17 protein-coding genes are annotated in these 14,716 nt (G+C 32.5%); 9 read left to right on the top strand and 8 right to left on the bottom strand.

The window, feature by feature from the left end; genetic code table 11:
- Window positions 1-52: 52 nt before the first annotated feature.
- A complete protein-coding gene (gene ruvC / locus DMB68_RS11630) occupies window positions 53-607 on the bottom strand; it encodes a crossover junction endodeoxyribonuclease RuvC (RefSeq protein ID WP_110346828.1) in 555 nt (184 codons plus the stop codon).
- Between the two features lie 136 nt (window positions 608-743).
- Between ruvC and DMB68_RS11625 the strand changes: the two genes are divergently transcribed.
- The gene (locus DMB68_RS11625) at window positions 744-1,688 is read left to right on the top strand and encodes a lysylphosphatidylglycerol synthase transmembrane domain-containing protein (RefSeq protein WP_110346827.1); all 945 of its coding nucleotides are present in this window, start codon (window positions 744-746) and stop codon (window positions 1,686-1,688) included.
- A complete protein-coding gene (locus DMB68_RS11620; RefSeq protein WP_110346826.1) occupies window positions 1,685-2,788 on the top strand; it encodes a glycosyltransferase family 2 protein in 1,104 nt (367 codons plus the stop codon). The genes DMB68_RS11625 and DMB68_RS11620 overlap by 4 nt, the downstream gene beginning before the upstream one ends.
- Window positions 2,789-2,892: 104 nt before the next feature.
- Here the strand turns inward: DMB68_RS11620 and DMB68_RS11615 are convergent, their stop codons facing one another.
- Window positions 2,893-3,378, bottom strand: coding sequence for a hypothetical protein (locus DMB68_RS11615; RefSeq protein ID WP_110346825.1), 486 nt, complete (start codon window positions 3,376-3,378; stop codon window positions 2,893-2,895).
- A gap of 167 nt (window positions 3,379-3,545) precedes the next feature.
- On the opposite strand from DMB68_RS11615, the gene DMB68_RS11610 reads away from it, so the two are divergent.
- Complete coding sequence (locus DMB68_RS11610) at window positions 3,546-4,046, top strand: DUF456 domain-containing protein (RefSeq protein ID WP_110347092.1); 501 nt, start codon at window positions 3,546-3,548, stop codon at window positions 4,044-4,046.
- Between the two features lie 280 nt (window positions 4,047-4,326).
- Window positions 4,327-4,914, top strand: a complete 588-nt coding sequence (locus DMB68_RS11605; protein ID WP_110346824.1) for a DUF937 domain-containing protein — start codon at window positions 4,327-4,329, stop codon at window positions 4,912-4,914.
- A 17-nt stretch (window positions 4,915-4,931) separates the two neighbouring features.
- Here DMB68_RS11605 and DMB68_RS11600 read toward each other — a convergent pair whose 3' ends face one another.
- The 6 genes from DMB68_RS11600 to xrtF form a co-directional block, all read right to left on the bottom strand.
- On the bottom strand, window positions 4,932-5,612 hold the full coding sequence (locus tag DMB68_RS11600) for a DedA family protein (RefSeq protein ID WP_110346823.1): 681 nt from the start codon (window positions 5,610-5,612) through the stop codon (window positions 4,932-4,934).
- Window positions 5,613-5,749: 137 nt separating this feature from the next.
- The gene (locus DMB68_RS11595; protein WP_110347091.1) at window positions 5,750-6,091 is read right to left on the bottom strand and encodes a heavy-metal-associated domain-containing protein; all 342 of its coding nucleotides are present in this window, start codon (window positions 6,089-6,091) and stop codon (window positions 5,750-5,752) included.
- Between the two features lie 51 nt (window positions 6,092-6,142).
- Window positions 6,143-8,149: a TonB-dependent receptor plug domain-containing protein gene (locus DMB68_RS11590; RefSeq protein WP_110346822.1), complete on the bottom strand. Its 2,007-nt coding sequence runs from the start codon at window positions 8,147-8,149 to the stop codon at window positions 6,143-6,145.
- 114 nt (window positions 8,150-8,263) lie between these two features.
- Window positions 8,264-8,656 (bottom strand): HYC_CC_PP family protein, encoded by a 393-nt coding sequence (locus tag DMB68_RS11585; protein ID WP_110346821.1) that lies wholly within the window; start codon window positions 8,654-8,656, stop codon window positions 8,264-8,266.
- A gap of 45 nt (window positions 8,657-8,701) precedes the next feature.
- The gene (locus DMB68_RS11580) at window positions 8,702-9,148 is read right to left on the bottom strand and encodes an exosortase F system-associated membrane protein (RefSeq protein ID WP_110346820.1); all 447 of its coding nucleotides are present in this window, start codon (window positions 9,146-9,148) and stop codon (window positions 8,702-8,704) included.
- Window positions 9,138-9,674, bottom strand: a complete 537-nt coding sequence (gene xrtF / locus DMB68_RS11575) for an exosortase family protein XrtF (RefSeq protein WP_110346819.1) — start codon at window positions 9,672-9,674, stop codon at window positions 9,138-9,140. The genes DMB68_RS11580 and xrtF overlap by 11 nt, the downstream gene beginning before the upstream one ends.
- A 71-nt stretch (window positions 9,675-9,745) precedes the next feature.
- Between xrtF and DMB68_RS11570 the strand changes: the two genes are divergently transcribed.
- From DMB68_RS11570 to DMB68_RS11550, 5 genes are all read left to right on the top strand, one after another.
- Entirely contained in the window at window positions 9,746-10,201 is a 456-nt protein-coding gene (locus DMB68_RS11570) for a GAF domain-containing protein (RefSeq protein WP_110346818.1), read from the top strand.
- Window positions 10,202-10,303: 102 nt separating this feature from the next.
- Window positions 10,304-10,924, top strand: coding sequence for a toxin-antitoxin system YwqK family antitoxin (locus DMB68_RS11565; protein ID WP_231131643.1), 621 nt, complete (start codon window positions 10,304-10,306; stop codon window positions 10,922-10,924).
- A 95-nt stretch (window positions 10,925-11,019) separates the two neighbouring features.
- Window positions 11,020-11,976 (top strand): energy transducer TonB, encoded by a 957-nt coding sequence (locus tag DMB68_RS11560; RefSeq protein ID WP_110346816.1) that lies wholly within the window; start codon window positions 11,020-11,022, stop codon window positions 11,974-11,976.
- Between the two features lie 123 nt (window positions 11,977-12,099).
- On the top strand, window positions 12,100-12,366 hold the full coding sequence (gene rpsO / locus DMB68_RS11555) for a 30S ribosomal protein S15 (protein WP_007804772.1): 267 nt from the start codon (window positions 12,100-12,102) through the stop codon (window positions 12,364-12,366).
- 178 nt (window positions 12,367-12,544) lie between these two features.
- Complete coding sequence (locus tag DMB68_RS11550) at window positions 12,545-14,680, top strand: polyribonucleotide nucleotidyltransferase (RefSeq protein ID WP_110346815.1); 2,136 nt, start codon at window positions 12,545-12,547, stop codon at window positions 14,678-14,680.
- Window positions 14,681-14,716 lie beyond the last annotated feature (36 nt).

Genomic DNA, 14,716 nt, shown 5'->3' with positions numbered 1-14,716 from the left:
TACAGAATTATCTAATTGACCAATTATCTCATTATCTCATTATCTCATTTTCTCATTTTCTAATTTTATCTTCATTCTGTTTCACAAAAGCATCCCAACCGGAATAACTTTTTCCGGCAACCACTTTTCCTGAATTGAAGTGATGGCAAACAGCAGCTGCCAAACCGTCTGTTGAATCGAGATTTTTGGGTAATTCTTTTAAGCCTAAAAGTTGTTGCAGCATTTTGGCAACCTGTTCTTTACTCGCATTTCCGTTTCCGGTAATGGCCATTTTTATTTTTTTAGGTTCATATTCGGTAATTGGAATATCTCTTGAAAGTCCGGCAGCCATAGCAACACCCTGTGCACGTCCTAATTTCAGCATGGACTGAACGTTTTTTCCAAAGAAAGGAGCTTCAATCGCAATTTCATCCGGATGATGCGTTTCGATTAATTCGATAGTTCTTTCGAAAATGATTTTTAGTTTTTGGTAATGATTGTCGTATTTGGAAAGCTGCAATTCATTCAATTGCAGGAATTCCATTTTTTTATTGGTTACTTTAATCAGTCCAAAACCCATAATTGTGGTTCCGGGGTCGATACCTAATATGATGCGTTCTTTTATCAAGTGATTTTTGTTTGGGTTACACTAAGTTAATGCAGAGATTCACAAAGTTTTTTTTATTTTCTCTGTGTGTCTTTGTGATTGCTTTGTGAATCTTTGTGAAATAGCTTTTTCGCAATAGTTTTCTTTACTTTGCTGCATGATTTCAATTCCTCACAAAGCTAAGCAATTCCTCGTTCTTCTGGTCAAACTTTTGATTGTTGGCGGCGCATTTTATTTTATTTACAATCAGCTGGCGAATAACGATAAATTAGACTGGCAGAAATTCATTGTTTTGTTCCGAAAAAACCAATCGGTTTTAGGAATTGGTTTTATTTTGCTTTTGAGTGTTTTGAATCGCTATTTTGAGATTTTGAAATGGCAGAATTTAGCCCAGGTAATTCATTCTATATCTTTAGCCGAAGCTACAAAGCAGGTTTTGGCAGCATTAACCGCCGGTATTTTTACGCCAAACGGAGTTGGTGAGTATGCCGGAAAAGCTTTGTATTATCCAAAATCTGAAACAAAAAAAGTAGTTTTTCTAAACTTAATCTGCAACGGAATCCAGATGATTCTGACTATTATTTTTGGCATTTTCGGATTGTTATATTTCAATGCACTGTATCATGTTATTACTTCTAAAACAGTATTGATATTATTTGGCGGATTTTTACTGATTCTGATTGTATTATTTTCAATTAAAAAAATCAATATCAAAGGATATTCAATCGAAAAACTGATTCATAAAGTTAACGAAATTCAAAAACCAATTCATTATAAAAATATCATTTTAGGCATTTGTCGTTATCTGGTTTTCTCTCACCAATATTATTTTTTGTTTTTGGCTTTTGATGTCGATTTGCCTTATTTAACTTTAATGGCAGCCATCACTTCTGTGTATTTTTTAGCTTCATCGTTGCCAACTTTTCAGTTTTTAGATTTTGCAGTAAAAGGCAGCGTAGCTATTTATTTCTTCGGAATTTTAGGTGTAAACGAATGGATTGTAGTTTTTATCAGTACACTCATGTGGTTTTTAAATGTAGTTTTACCGGTTGCTATAGGAAGTTATTATGTTTTGAATTTTAAAACTAAAGCTAAGGAATGAGTCTGGCTTTGTTTCTCATATTAGCAATTTACATCATTTGTATTGGTTTGCTTGTTTATGGCTTTTTCAAAATCAAAAAATATCAAAAATCTGATATAGAGCCCAAAACAAATTTTACGATTATAGTTCCGTTTCGCAATGAAAAAGAAAATCTCACAATACTTTTAGAAAGTTTTTCTAATTTAAATTATCCACTGGATTTATTTGAAGTGATTTTGGTTGATGATAGTTCTGATGAAAAATTTCACATTCCCCATTTTACATTTCACATTTCACAAATAGACAATATCCGTATATCAAAATCTCCTAAAAAAGACGCCATCACTACCGCAATGCAGCATGTAAAAACCGAATGGGTTATTACAACTGATGCCGATTGTATTGTTCCTGAAAACTGGCTTTTAAATCTTGATAACTATATTCAGGAACGCAACATTTCTATGCTCGCTGGGGCAGTTTCTTATGAATGTGCACATTCATTTTTAGATCATTTCCAGCAGTTAGATTTAACCAGTCTTCAAGGTGCTACGATTGGAAGTTTTGGGCTACATAATGGTTTTATGTGTAATGGAGCCAATTTAGCATACACCAAATCGTTGTTTGAAAAACTAAATGGTTTTGATGGAAACGACAAAATTGCGAGCGGAGACGATGTTTTTTTACTGCAAAAAGCGATTCAGCAATTTCCGCAAGAAGTTCATTATTTAAAAGCTGAAGAAGCTATTGTAACAACCAAACCAACTGAAACCTGGAAAGCCTTATTTTACCAAAGAGTGCGTTGGGCGGCAAAAACAAGTTCCTATCAAAGTCTGTTCGGAAAGTTATTGGGATTGATTGTCTTCTTTGGAAATTTGAGTTTTGTTATTGGATTTTTATTTCTCCTTTTGGGAATCTGGTCGTATCCGATTTTTGTTTTGTTTGCTTTTTTAAAGTTTGTAACAGATTTTGTGTTGCTTTATTTTACCAATGATTTTTTGACTAAAGGCAAAATAAAAAGTGTGCTTTTGAGCAGTTTACTGTATCCCTTTTTTAGTTCAGCTGTTGCTTTGTACAGTTTATTTGGTTCTTATGAATGGAAAGACCGCCGTTTTAAAGTATAACTTTATTTGGAATCCGATGCCCTAGCCCTGATGGGAGCGGCATCCTTTTTGTTTTTCCTTTAAAAACAAAAAGATACAGCGGACAGCAGGAATTGCTTCTTATCTTATTTATTATTTTTTTCCTTAAGAATTACGGGCAAAATAAATTGTGATTTTACCGGAATTCCGCGTTTAATAGCCGGATTTACTTTTGGAAAATCTATCAATCGTGCACGAAGTATACTATCCATTTTTATAGTATCATAAGTTGCTGAATCTTTCGGAAATTGTGGTTCAAATTTCAGGGTAGCGTTAGGAAAAATGGTTACTTTGACTTCTATGGTATCTAATTCGGGGTACAAAATTGATAATGTATCTATGTCTAACTTTTCCTGAATAAGTTGTGACATGATTTCGAAAAAACATTGCTGGCGTTGTTTTTTATCGTTGATTTTCTCGCAATCTAAAACAGATGGGTATTCATCCACTTCTTTCCAGTTGATTGATTTTAATTCTTTTTGAAGTAATTCTTTTTCAGAGGGTACCTGCTTCTCAAAATATTGACAAGAGCTGAAAACTAAAAAAAGGAAAAAAAGGAAAAACCGCTTCAAGATTCTGATGTTGATTGAACTAATAATGTAAAAATACGATTATTTTTTTGGGAAGCTTTGTAATAAAAGTCAATTTTTTGTTTTTGTCTAAAAAGCTTTTGAATCATTTTTTATTACTTTTATTAACGGCACTTTTTATTAATGGAAAATTAAAAAGATTATATTTTATGGATTTGATATTGATTTTACTTGGTTTTATATGCATGATCATAGGAATCATAGGGAGTTTTTTACCTGTTTTACCAGGTCTATCCAGTTGTTGGGTTGGATTGTTGTTGCTGTATTTAACAAAAGCAGTCGAAAATAATTACTGGGTTTTAGGTATCACTTTTTTAATTATGATTATTATCACGATTTTAGATTACACTATCCCGGCTAAAGGAACTAAACGTTTTGGCGGCAGCAGTTACGGGATCTGGGGAACTAATATTGGTTTGATAATTGGTATTCTCGCTCCTATACCTTTTGGAGTAATTATAGGCCCATTTGCAGGAGCTTTTATAGGTGAAATGCTATATGATTCAAAAGATCACAAAAGAGCGTTTAAAGCAGCAACAGGATCATTAATAGGCTTTTTAGCTTCTGGTTTTATTAATTTTTTAATATGTATTATTTATTTGGGCGTATTTCTTACTATAATCTGGCAAAATAGAATTTTATTATTTTAACTGTACAAATTACATTTAAGTTTTTTCCTATATTTTAAAACCTATGAAATAAAAATTTAAAATTATTTTTAAGTAATTATTACTTTATTTTGATAACTAAGTATGATATTTATTGATAATATTCATTTTTGTTGAATAAATTGCAAAAAAGATAAAACAAAATATTTAACTTATTTTTTGGATATGTTAATTTATTTTATATTTTTATCACTATAAACGATAAAATACCACATTTAATCGTTCATTGACAGCAAAATATTAATTAATCCAGTATACAATTATGACCCCAAATCTACAAATTGAACTACGCCGTTTTATCTCTTCCAATGTTATCTCCAAGCTGAACAAATTTTATTTCGAAAATGATGCCTTATTAATTAAGGCTATCGACGTTTCGTTAGGGACTGTTTTGATGGGATGCTATAACAATTTTGATGAGAAACCATTAGAAGAAATGACCGAGCTTGTCGAAGACTCAGTATTTTACAAAGAAGTTGATTTTGCTTCTTCCCGGATTTTATCTGTGGATGACAACTACAAATTAGAAGGAAATCAATTTTTAGAGCAGATCTTCACTAGTAAAAAAGCCAGAATTACCGAAATGATTTCTAATGAAGTTGGTATCAAAAGCGAAACAGCACGTGAGGTTTTAAACTTTTCTACTTTACTTATTATTTCTTATTTAAAGTATAATGCAGAAGTAACTTCAAGTTTAAAATTGCTTTTGGATGAACAAAAAAGAGATATCTTAAACAGCATTCCTCCTGGAATTAAAATTATTTTAGGCTTCTCTTGTTACGAAACAGTTGAAGAAAAAAATAATTCACGTTTTGCAAGATCTATTTTTAATCTTTTTGGAAATATCTAATTTTTATAAATTAAAAATTAGATTTTCTCAATTGGTCTTTTCTTCAAAAGTTTCAATAAAACAGGGAATGTAGAAATTAGTACAATGATAATAATAATGTATTCAATGTGATGTTTCAGGTCAATTCCTTGTTTCAAGAATACTCCATATAAATAATGACCTGCAAAAATTAATATAAAAGACCATAAAAAAGAGCTCAAAATATTATAGAACATAAACTTCTTTTTATCCATAGAAACTATTCCCGCAATGATTGGAGCAAATGTTCTGAAAATTGGTAAAAACCTTGCATAAATTATAGCCTTACCTCCATACTTTTCGAAGAAATCCTTCGATTGTAAGAGGTATTTCTTTTTAAACCAAAAGCTATCTTCTTTTTTAAATAAATAATAACCGCTTTTGGCTCCAAACCAATAACCGGTCATATTTCCTAAAACCCCCATGACGGCAACCAAAAATGACAATAATAAGACATTTAGAAAATCACTTGGGATAAAAACCATGTTCTCGATGAGCTCCCCGCTGTAAATTCCTGCTAAAAACAGCAAGCTGTCACCAGGCAGGAAGAAGCCGGCAAAAAGTCCAGTTTCTGCAAAAACAATAAATAATACAATATACAAACCTATCTGAACTCCGCCTATGCTTAAGTTAATATAAAACTCAGGATTTATTAATTGCGTCCAGTCAAAATTATTCATATGCTATTGGTTTATCATTGAAATTATATAGGGCGTGAAAGTAACAATAATTTAGTTTAACCACAATAAAATACGGTATTTTAAAGATAAATTAACTATTAAAAAAGCCCGGGCTTTTTTAAGTCCGGGCTTCTTAATTATTCTCTTTCATACTTACAGCAAGTATGCAGATTATCATAATCTGCCTGAGTTGCTTTTACTTCTTTGGTATCATGACCAACCTTTGCAACAGCTTTATTTAAATCAGCCGTTGATGATTTTTCTTCATTTAAAATAACCGTAAGCTGATGAGAACTAATATCCCAGTTTGCGGTCTTTACACCCGGAACACTAAAAGCTGCTTTTTCAATACGTTTTTTACATTGTTCGCAATTTCCGTTTACCTCTGTAGTGTATTTCAAATTCTTATTTTTTTTAGTTTGAGCCTGAGCCGAAAATCCTAAAAAAGTTATCAATGCTATTAAAATTATCTTGTTCATCTTTTTATTATTTATTGTTATTAAAATTGTTTTTTGAAATTGACATTGCATTTATTTTATTTTAAATCGTAATCCTGCATAATACATTTGTCCAAAAATTGGCGCGTATGCTATAGAAGCATCAAAATTAGGACCAAATGGATTATCTGCACCTAAAATTGCTTTTTCCTGTTTGTAATTTCCAATGTTCTCACCTCCAATATAAACTTCAAATACCGAAGAAAAAACACGGGTTATCTGAGCATTCATTACTGCATAAGCGGGTGAAAAATCAGAAAACTGATCTGCGGCAGGATTTGATGCAGTATATGGCAATTGTTGTTTTCCTGACCAGTTAAAGGTGTAATCAAATTTCCATTGTTTATCATCATTTACAGGAGTTTCATATTCCAGATTGCCTAAAAAACGATGTTTTGCCTGCAACGGACGCTGAAAAGTGCCTCTTAAATAATCGGTTTGAATGTCGTAATATTTATAAGCTGTTCTCAAATTCAGATTATGAATTAACTCATAATTAAATTCTACCTGCAAACTATTTGCGAATGAGTTTCCTTTCAAATTATAAAATAAAACTTCCTGGGGGCTTTGCATCAGATCCACAACCGCCTGATTTTGAAAATCGGTTCTGTAGATATCAAAACCTGCTTCAGCATTTTTATTGAAAAGTTTGAATTTCTGAGAAAAACTTACTCCGTAATTCCATGCAATTTCTGCATTCAGACCATAAATTTTTCCGCTATTATCCAAAATTGAGAAAGTTCTGGAACTTGCAAAAAGTTGTTGATTTTCTGCAAAAATATTAGCAGAACGTTTTCCTCTGCCGGCAGAAAAACGAATTACTCCGTCTTTCCACGGATTGTAACGCATATGCAGACGAGGTGTTACAAATAAACCTAATCTATTGTGATTGTCAACTCTTCCGCCTAAAATCAAACTAAAATTATCTGTATTATCATAGGTATATTCGAAAAATGCTCCAACCGAATTATCAATTCTGCTATAATCATTTACATTCACAAATTCCTGATACTCATCGTAAGTAAAATTCAGACCGGTTGTGAATTTATGCATCGTATTGCTGATAATCGAATTGAAAATTAAATTCGAATAAAAACTATTCTGCTTAATATCGTATTGATTTAAACCGAAGTAAGAATCTTGCTTATGACTATTAAAAGCATTTTGAAAACCGATACTTTGATAAGGCATGTCTTTAAAAACGTAACCAATTTTTGTCGATACATCAAAACGTTCTGTATTGATTTCTGAACCCCAGTGATTTGTGGTTCCCCGATCGCGATCTTTATCAAAATCAACTTCTCCGGTTTGTTTTTTATCATTCATATATCTAAAATTGATAAAACTAACCAAACCGCTTTCCGGATTATAATATTGATAACGGTTCAAAACATTGATTTGTTTCCCCAATGGATTGTCCAAAAATCCGTCATCGTTCATGTCGTTTTTCGCTACACGCGTATTGCCATGAACAAACAGACTTGTAGCCCATTTATCAGATATTTTTTTATTGAAATGGGTATTCAGTTCAAAACGGGCATCGGTAGAACCATAAGCATTCAGGAAAAAAGGAATGTCGCTTAAAGGTTTTAAAAGCTCTGTATTAATTTGCCCCGAAATACTTTCATATCCGTTAATTACACTTCCTGCACCTTTAGTTATCTGAACACTTTCAATCCAGGTTCCCGGTGTAAAAGATAAGCCATAAGCCTGAGAAGCACCGCGTACCGAAGGTATATTTTCTTCGGTAATCATTAAGTACGGACTGGTCAAACCTAACATTTTTATTTGTTTGGTTCCCGTTAACGCATCAGAAAAATTGACGTCGATTGATGGGTTTGTTTCGAAACTTTCGGCAAGATTACAACAAGCCGCTTTTAGTAATTCCTTGCTGGTAATAACAGTTGTATTAGCAGTAAGCGTATAGGATTTTTTAAGTCCTTTTTGCTTTTTGGTAACTTTTACTTCCTCTAAATCTTCTTGCGAAAATGCAGAAACAGAAAGCAAAAACACCATAAAAAGCATGATATTTTTTTGCATAAAAAAGATTTTAATTATTTAGAAATTTCTGTTTTAAAGATTCTCAATAAATTAAGAAATAATAAAACAGCAGATTACAGGCCTCAAAAGATGGCTTGATTCTAAACATTAAAATCAGGAATAAAAAATGTATTGATTGTATAATTTGAATAAGGGGGGCGCATTTGCATCAGCATAATACGAAATGATCTGATTGCTTTTAAAATTCGGAACAGACAAAAAAGCAATGGGTTTGTATTCCTGAACTATTGCCGGAAATGCAAACTGAAAGAAGAAAATTTTAAAGGTGGCATCATCTGATTTTTTTTCAAATTTAACTACCTTATCTTTGCAGCAGGAAGATTTTTTTTCTTTATCCCCACAACATTTTTTTTCAGGAGAAACTGTAGTACTTAATGAAACCGAAGCAATTTTTCCTCCACAATAATGCACATCAAAAGCAAACCCTATGTTGGAAACCAACAAAAGGAACGCTAAAAATACTCCTGTGCACTTCTTTAAATTCATACTGCAAAAGTATTTAAAAAGCCTTTAAAAAAATCTAATAAAATGTTATTTTTTGGGATTTTGCTCTTGATAATAAAAAGCGGGGACAAATAACAGTAAAAATATGGGCTGAATGATAAATCTTCTTACATAAAAAAGCAGCCAGTTTGCATTAGGAAAACATTCAAGGATTATAAAAAACATCCCAAAAAGCACTACTAAAAAAAATACATACAAAAATGCACTGAATTTCAAAATTTCAATATCTCTAAATAAAGCATAAATAAGTATTAATGACAACACCGTATTTAAAACGTAGCGAAATAAAAGTCCTGTAAAAAGCTTAAAATGATCAACATGAGGAAACAGCAGTTCTTTAAAATCTGATTCAAAATAAACCTGAAATGGATCGTAAAATAATTGATTTTCTAAAGCCCTAACGATTCCCAGACACAAAACAATCAAAATGGCTATTATGATTTTGAACTTATTTTCGGAAAGTTTATTTAGCATATTTTGAAAATTTATTCACCCATAAAACCCATAAAACGAAAACCAATCCATAGATAATCAACGGAAAAAGAACACTGTGCAAAAGGTGCACTTTTTCAGGATAACGAAATAACAAAATGGCCAATAACGCAATTCTGACTACATTTAGAATATAAATAAAAAGAGTCCCTGATAAAATAAACAATAAAGTGGTTTTAAATTTTCCGGAAAAAGCTATTACAAACGAAATAAATAAAATTATCACACTTACAGCATTGCACCCTTCTACAATTCGAATAACATAAGTTTTATTATACCAAACCTCTAACCATGGATCCGATATGCTTTTCTGAATGATAATATCTGAATTAAATATACGCATTAGGAAATCGACATTATAACCAACAACACGTGTTATTTCGTCAACATCATTTGATTCAAAACTATTCAGATAACTTTTATAAATCACGGCCAGTAAAATATAAGTGGCAAAAAAAGTTCCTATAAAAATAAGGAAGGGTTTAAATTGTACTAAATATTTCTTCACGGGGATTTTTTTTCAAATTTATGTAATTTTTGAGTGTAGCTTTAAATACTTTTGTATAAAATTTTCACATTATGACATTTCAGGAATTACAGCCAAAAATAGCAACTATTATAGCTGAAGCAAATACGACCAGAGACGAAAAATTATTGGCAATCTGCCAGTTGTTAAACGAAAATGTTGAATATTATAATTGGGTCGGCTTTTACTTTGCCAATCACGAGAATAAAACTTTGCATTTAGGCCCTTATGTAGGTGCCGAAACCGATCATACCATTATTCCATTCGGAAAAGGAATTTGTGGTCAGGTTGCTGAAAGCAATGCCAATTTTGTTGTACCGGATGTTGCTGCTCAGGACAATTATATTGCCTGCAGTTTTACAGTAAAATCAGAAATTGTTGTACCTTTATTTGTAAACGGGATAAACATTGGACAAATTGATATTGACAGTCATGTTATCGATCCGTTTACAGAAGCTGACGAACGATTTTTAGAATTTGTAAATCAGGAAGTTGCTAAATTATTCTAGAAGTCCTATTTTTAATGTAAAAAATAGATCTGAATGAAAAAAAGCCTTTTCATATTATTCCATTTCATCCTTTCAGTTAATCTATTTGCACAAATTAACGTGATGTCTAAGAAAATTTTTCTTGACTCATTAAATCGTGAAGTCACTTCCGAGAATTACAGTTATACCCGTGTAATTACAAACTATTCGCAAAAAAGCGTCCGCTACGTTGTTACTGACTTTTATAAAAACGGAAGAAAGAAAATGACTGGTTCTACCTTGGACAGGGACATTCTAAAAAAAGATGGTGAGTTTATTTATTACTTTAAAAACGGTTCAAAAGAATCGGTTATAAACTACAAAGAAGACCATAAAGAAGGTAAAGAAATAAATTGGTACGAAAACCAGAGCAAGAAGTGTGAGAAACAAAATCTGTGGAATTCCAAAACGAAAACATTACAAACTTTAATTCTAAATTTTTGGGATGAAAATAAAAACCAAACTGTAGTTGATGGTAATGGCGAATATGAAAGCGCAGATAACTTTATAACAGAAAAAGGAACTATTAAAAATGGTTTAAAGCAAGGTCTCTGGCAAGGAAATGATACTGAACGCAACATTACATTCACTGAGAATTATGATAATGGAGTTCTAATTTCAGGAATAAAAATAGACGAAAACAATATAAAAACTTCTTACTCTTCTTTAAATAAAAAGCAAACTGCAAAAAACATTCAAAGGTAAAATTTAAATTAAACGTATATTTTTCACGAATCGAAAATTGCTAAATTGTACTAAAAACACTACTTTAGCTCCCCTAACTAAGCTAACTATTCTCTGTGAAAACACCTGTACATTTATTATTTTTTCTTTTGATTCTAACCAAATCATTCTCTCAAAATTCTACTGAAGTAAATAAACTGATTTATCTAGACTCAGCCTGGGCCGAAACTACTGCGGATAATTACAAATACACCAGACTTATTGAAGGGTATTTTTCTAACAAAGAAAAATATATTTTCAAAGAATACTACAAATCTTCGGCAATAAAATCTATAGGAACTACTTTAAACAGAGACATTGTAAAAAAGGACGGGCAATTCATAACTTATCATGAGAATGGAAATAAGAAGTCGCTACAAGTCTATTCTGACGGAAAGAAAAAAGGAAAAGAATACAACTGGTATGAAAATGGAGACATCAAATCCGAATTAGAATATTCTCAGAATAAAAAAGGAGAAGAAGAATGGAAAATTAATAATTACTGGACCGCACAGAAAGAACAAAAAGTTAAGAATGGAGATGGTGATTATGAAATTATAACAGAACATCAACAAGAAAGCGGAAAAGTCAAAAATGGATTTCCAGAGGGTATATGGAAAGGAAAAAACCTTAAAAGCAAAACCACTTTTACTGAAACTTATGAAAATGGAAAATTAGTTTCAGGTATGAGTAAAGATTCTCTAAATATTGAATATCCTTATACTATTTTGGACCAGCGACCAAGCCCAAAAAAAGGAATGAGTTCATTTTACAGCTATATAGGCAAATCATTATATATCCCCGTAGAGGCAAGAAATAAAGTATCCGGAAAAATACATCTGACTTTTATAGTTGACAAAGACGGAAGTTTAATTCAACCTAAGATATTAAAAGGCATTGGACATGGATTAGACGAAAGTGCCATCAATGTTATTAAAGAGGCCAAAAAATGGAATCCCGGCATAAGAAGGGGAATTCCTGTAAGAGTTTTATATTCACTACCAATTACCATACAAACAGCCAATAAAACATAAAACTCATTAATGATTCAAAATTTAAATTTACCATTATCTTGTATTTCCAAAAATAAATAGTAAATTTGCACCCGTCTTACAAAAGCTGTATGACATACATAAAAATCATTAAATAATATTGGAATGTATTTAACTAAAGAAAAGAAAGAAGAGATTTTCGCACAACACGGTGGTGCAACAAACACAGGTAGCGCAGAAGGTCAAATTGCATTGTTCACTTACAGAATTTCACACTTAACTGAACACTTGAAAAAAAATCGTCACGATTACAACACTGAGCGTTCACTTGTACTATTAGTAGGTAAAAGAAGAGCTTTGTTAGATTACTTGAAAAAGAAAGAGATCAACAGATATCGTGAGATTATCAAAGTATTGAATATCAGAAAATAATCAATATAGAAAAGAGGTGCGAGAGTGCCTCTTTTTGTTTTTACAAGACACAAGTCTGACAAGACTTGTTACAAGAAAAAAAGTTTGGTTTTTCATTGGGTTTTAGAATACAACAACTACACACAACAACAACTACAACACAACTAAAACCCATTGTATAATCAAAAAGGAAAAAATTATGATTCCACAATTATTTGTAGAAAAAATCGATTTAGGTGATGGCAGAAGCATCACAATCGAGACAGGACGTTTAGCTAAACAAGCTGACGGTTCTGTAGTAGTTAGAATGGGCGATACAATGATTCTTGCAACAGCAGTTTCAGCTCGCACCAGCAACCCAGGCGTTGATTTTTTACCGTTAACGGTAGATTACCGCGAAAAATTTGCAGCAGCAGGTCGTTTCCCTGGAGGTTTCTTTAAAAGAGAAGCACGTCCAAGCGACAGCGAAGTATTAACAATGAGATTAGTTGACCGTGTATTGCGTCCGCTTTTCCCAGATGATTACCATGCTGAAACACAAGTTATGATTCAGTTGATGTCTCATGACGAAAATGTTATGCCAGATGCTTTAGCTGGTTTAGCTGCTTCTGCAGCATTAGCAGTTTCAGATATTCCATTTTACAACTTAATTTCTGAAGTTCGTGTTGCACGTATCGACGGAAAATTAGTAATCAATCCAAGCAGAGAAGAATTAGAAAAATCAGACATCGATATGATGATTGGAGCTTCTATGGATTCTGTAGCAATGGTTGAAGGTGAGATGAAAGAAATTTCAGAAGCTGAAATGATCGAAGCTATTAAATTCGCTCACGAAGCTATCAAAGTTCAAATTCAGGCACAATTACGTTTACAAGCTGCTTTTGGTAAAAAAGAAATTCGTACTTACGAAGGTGAGAAAGAAAACGAAGAAATTTACAAAAAAGTAAAAGCTGCTGCATACGATAAAATTTATGCTATTGCAAAAGTTGGTTCCGCTAAACACGAAAGAGGTGCTGCATTTGCTGAAGTAAAAGAAGAAGTAAAAGCTCTATTTACAGAAGAAGAATTAGCTGCTGACGGTGATTTAGTTGGTAAATATTTTTACAAAACAAACAAAGAAGCTGTTCGTAATGTAGTATTAGAATTAGGTGTACGTCTAGATGGTAGAAAAACAACAGACATCAGACCAATCTGGTGTGAAACTGATTATTTACCAAGAGTTCACGGATCTTCTTTATTTACACGTGGAGAAACTCAGGCTTTGGCTACAGTTACTTTAGGAACATCTAGAGAAGCGAATCAAATCGATTCTCCATCTGAGCAAGGTGAAGAGAAATTCTACTTGCACTATAACTTCCCTCCTTTCTCTACTGGTGAAGCAAAACCACTAAGAGGAACTTCAAGAAGAGAAGTTGGTCACGGTAACTTGGCTCAAAGAGCTTTAAAAAATATGATTCCTGTAGATTGTCCTTATACAATCCGTATTGTTTCTGAAGTTTTAGAATCTAATGGTTCTTCTTCTATGGCAACAGTATGTGCCGGAACAATGGCTTTGATGGATGCTGGAGTTCAAATGGTAAAACCAGTTTCTGGAATTGCTATGGGATTGATTACTGATGGAGAGAAATTTGCTGTTTTGTCTGATATTTTAGGTGACGAAGATCACTTAGGAGATATGGACTTTAAAGTAACCGGAACTGCTGATGGTATTACTGCTTGTCAAATGGACATTAAAATTGATGGTTTACGTTATGACATTATGGAGCAGGCTTTGGCTCAGGCTCGTGATGGACGTTTACACATTTTAGGAAAATTAACTGAGACAATCGCTGCACCAAGAGCAGATGTAAAAGCTCATGCGCCAAAAATCATTACCAGAACTATTCCTGGAAACTTTATTGGAGCATTAATTGGACCTGGTGGAAAAGTAATTCAGGAATTACAAAAAGCTACCGGAACAACTATTGTAATCAACGAAGTTGATGAGCAAGGTGTTATCGAAATCTTAGGTACAGATCCTGCTGGAATTGAAGCGGTATTGGCTAAAATTAAGTCAATTACTTTCAAACCACAAATGGGAGAAGCTTATGAAGTTAAAGTAATTAAAATGTTAGATTTTGGAGCTGTAGTTGAATATACATCAGCGCCAGGAAATGAAGTTTTATTACACGTTTCTGAATTAGCCTGGGAGCGTACTGAAAATGTTACCGACGTAGTAAACATGGGTGATGTTTTTCAGGTGAAATACCTTGGAGTTGATCCTAAAACTAAAAAAGAAAAAGTGTCAAGAAAAGCACTTTTACAGAGACCTCCACGTGAGGAGAAAAAAGAGTAATCAGATCTTAGTTTACTAAAGGTTTATTCATAGAAA

This window comes from Flavobacterium hydrophilum (assembly GCF_003202405.1).
GTDB classification, from domain to species: domain Bacteria; phylum Bacteroidota; class Bacteroidia; order Flavobacteriales; family Flavobacteriaceae; genus Flavobacterium; species Flavobacterium hydrophilum.
Note: the sequence above shows the minus strand (reverse complement) of the source record. Positions and strands in the feature narration are given on the sequence as shown.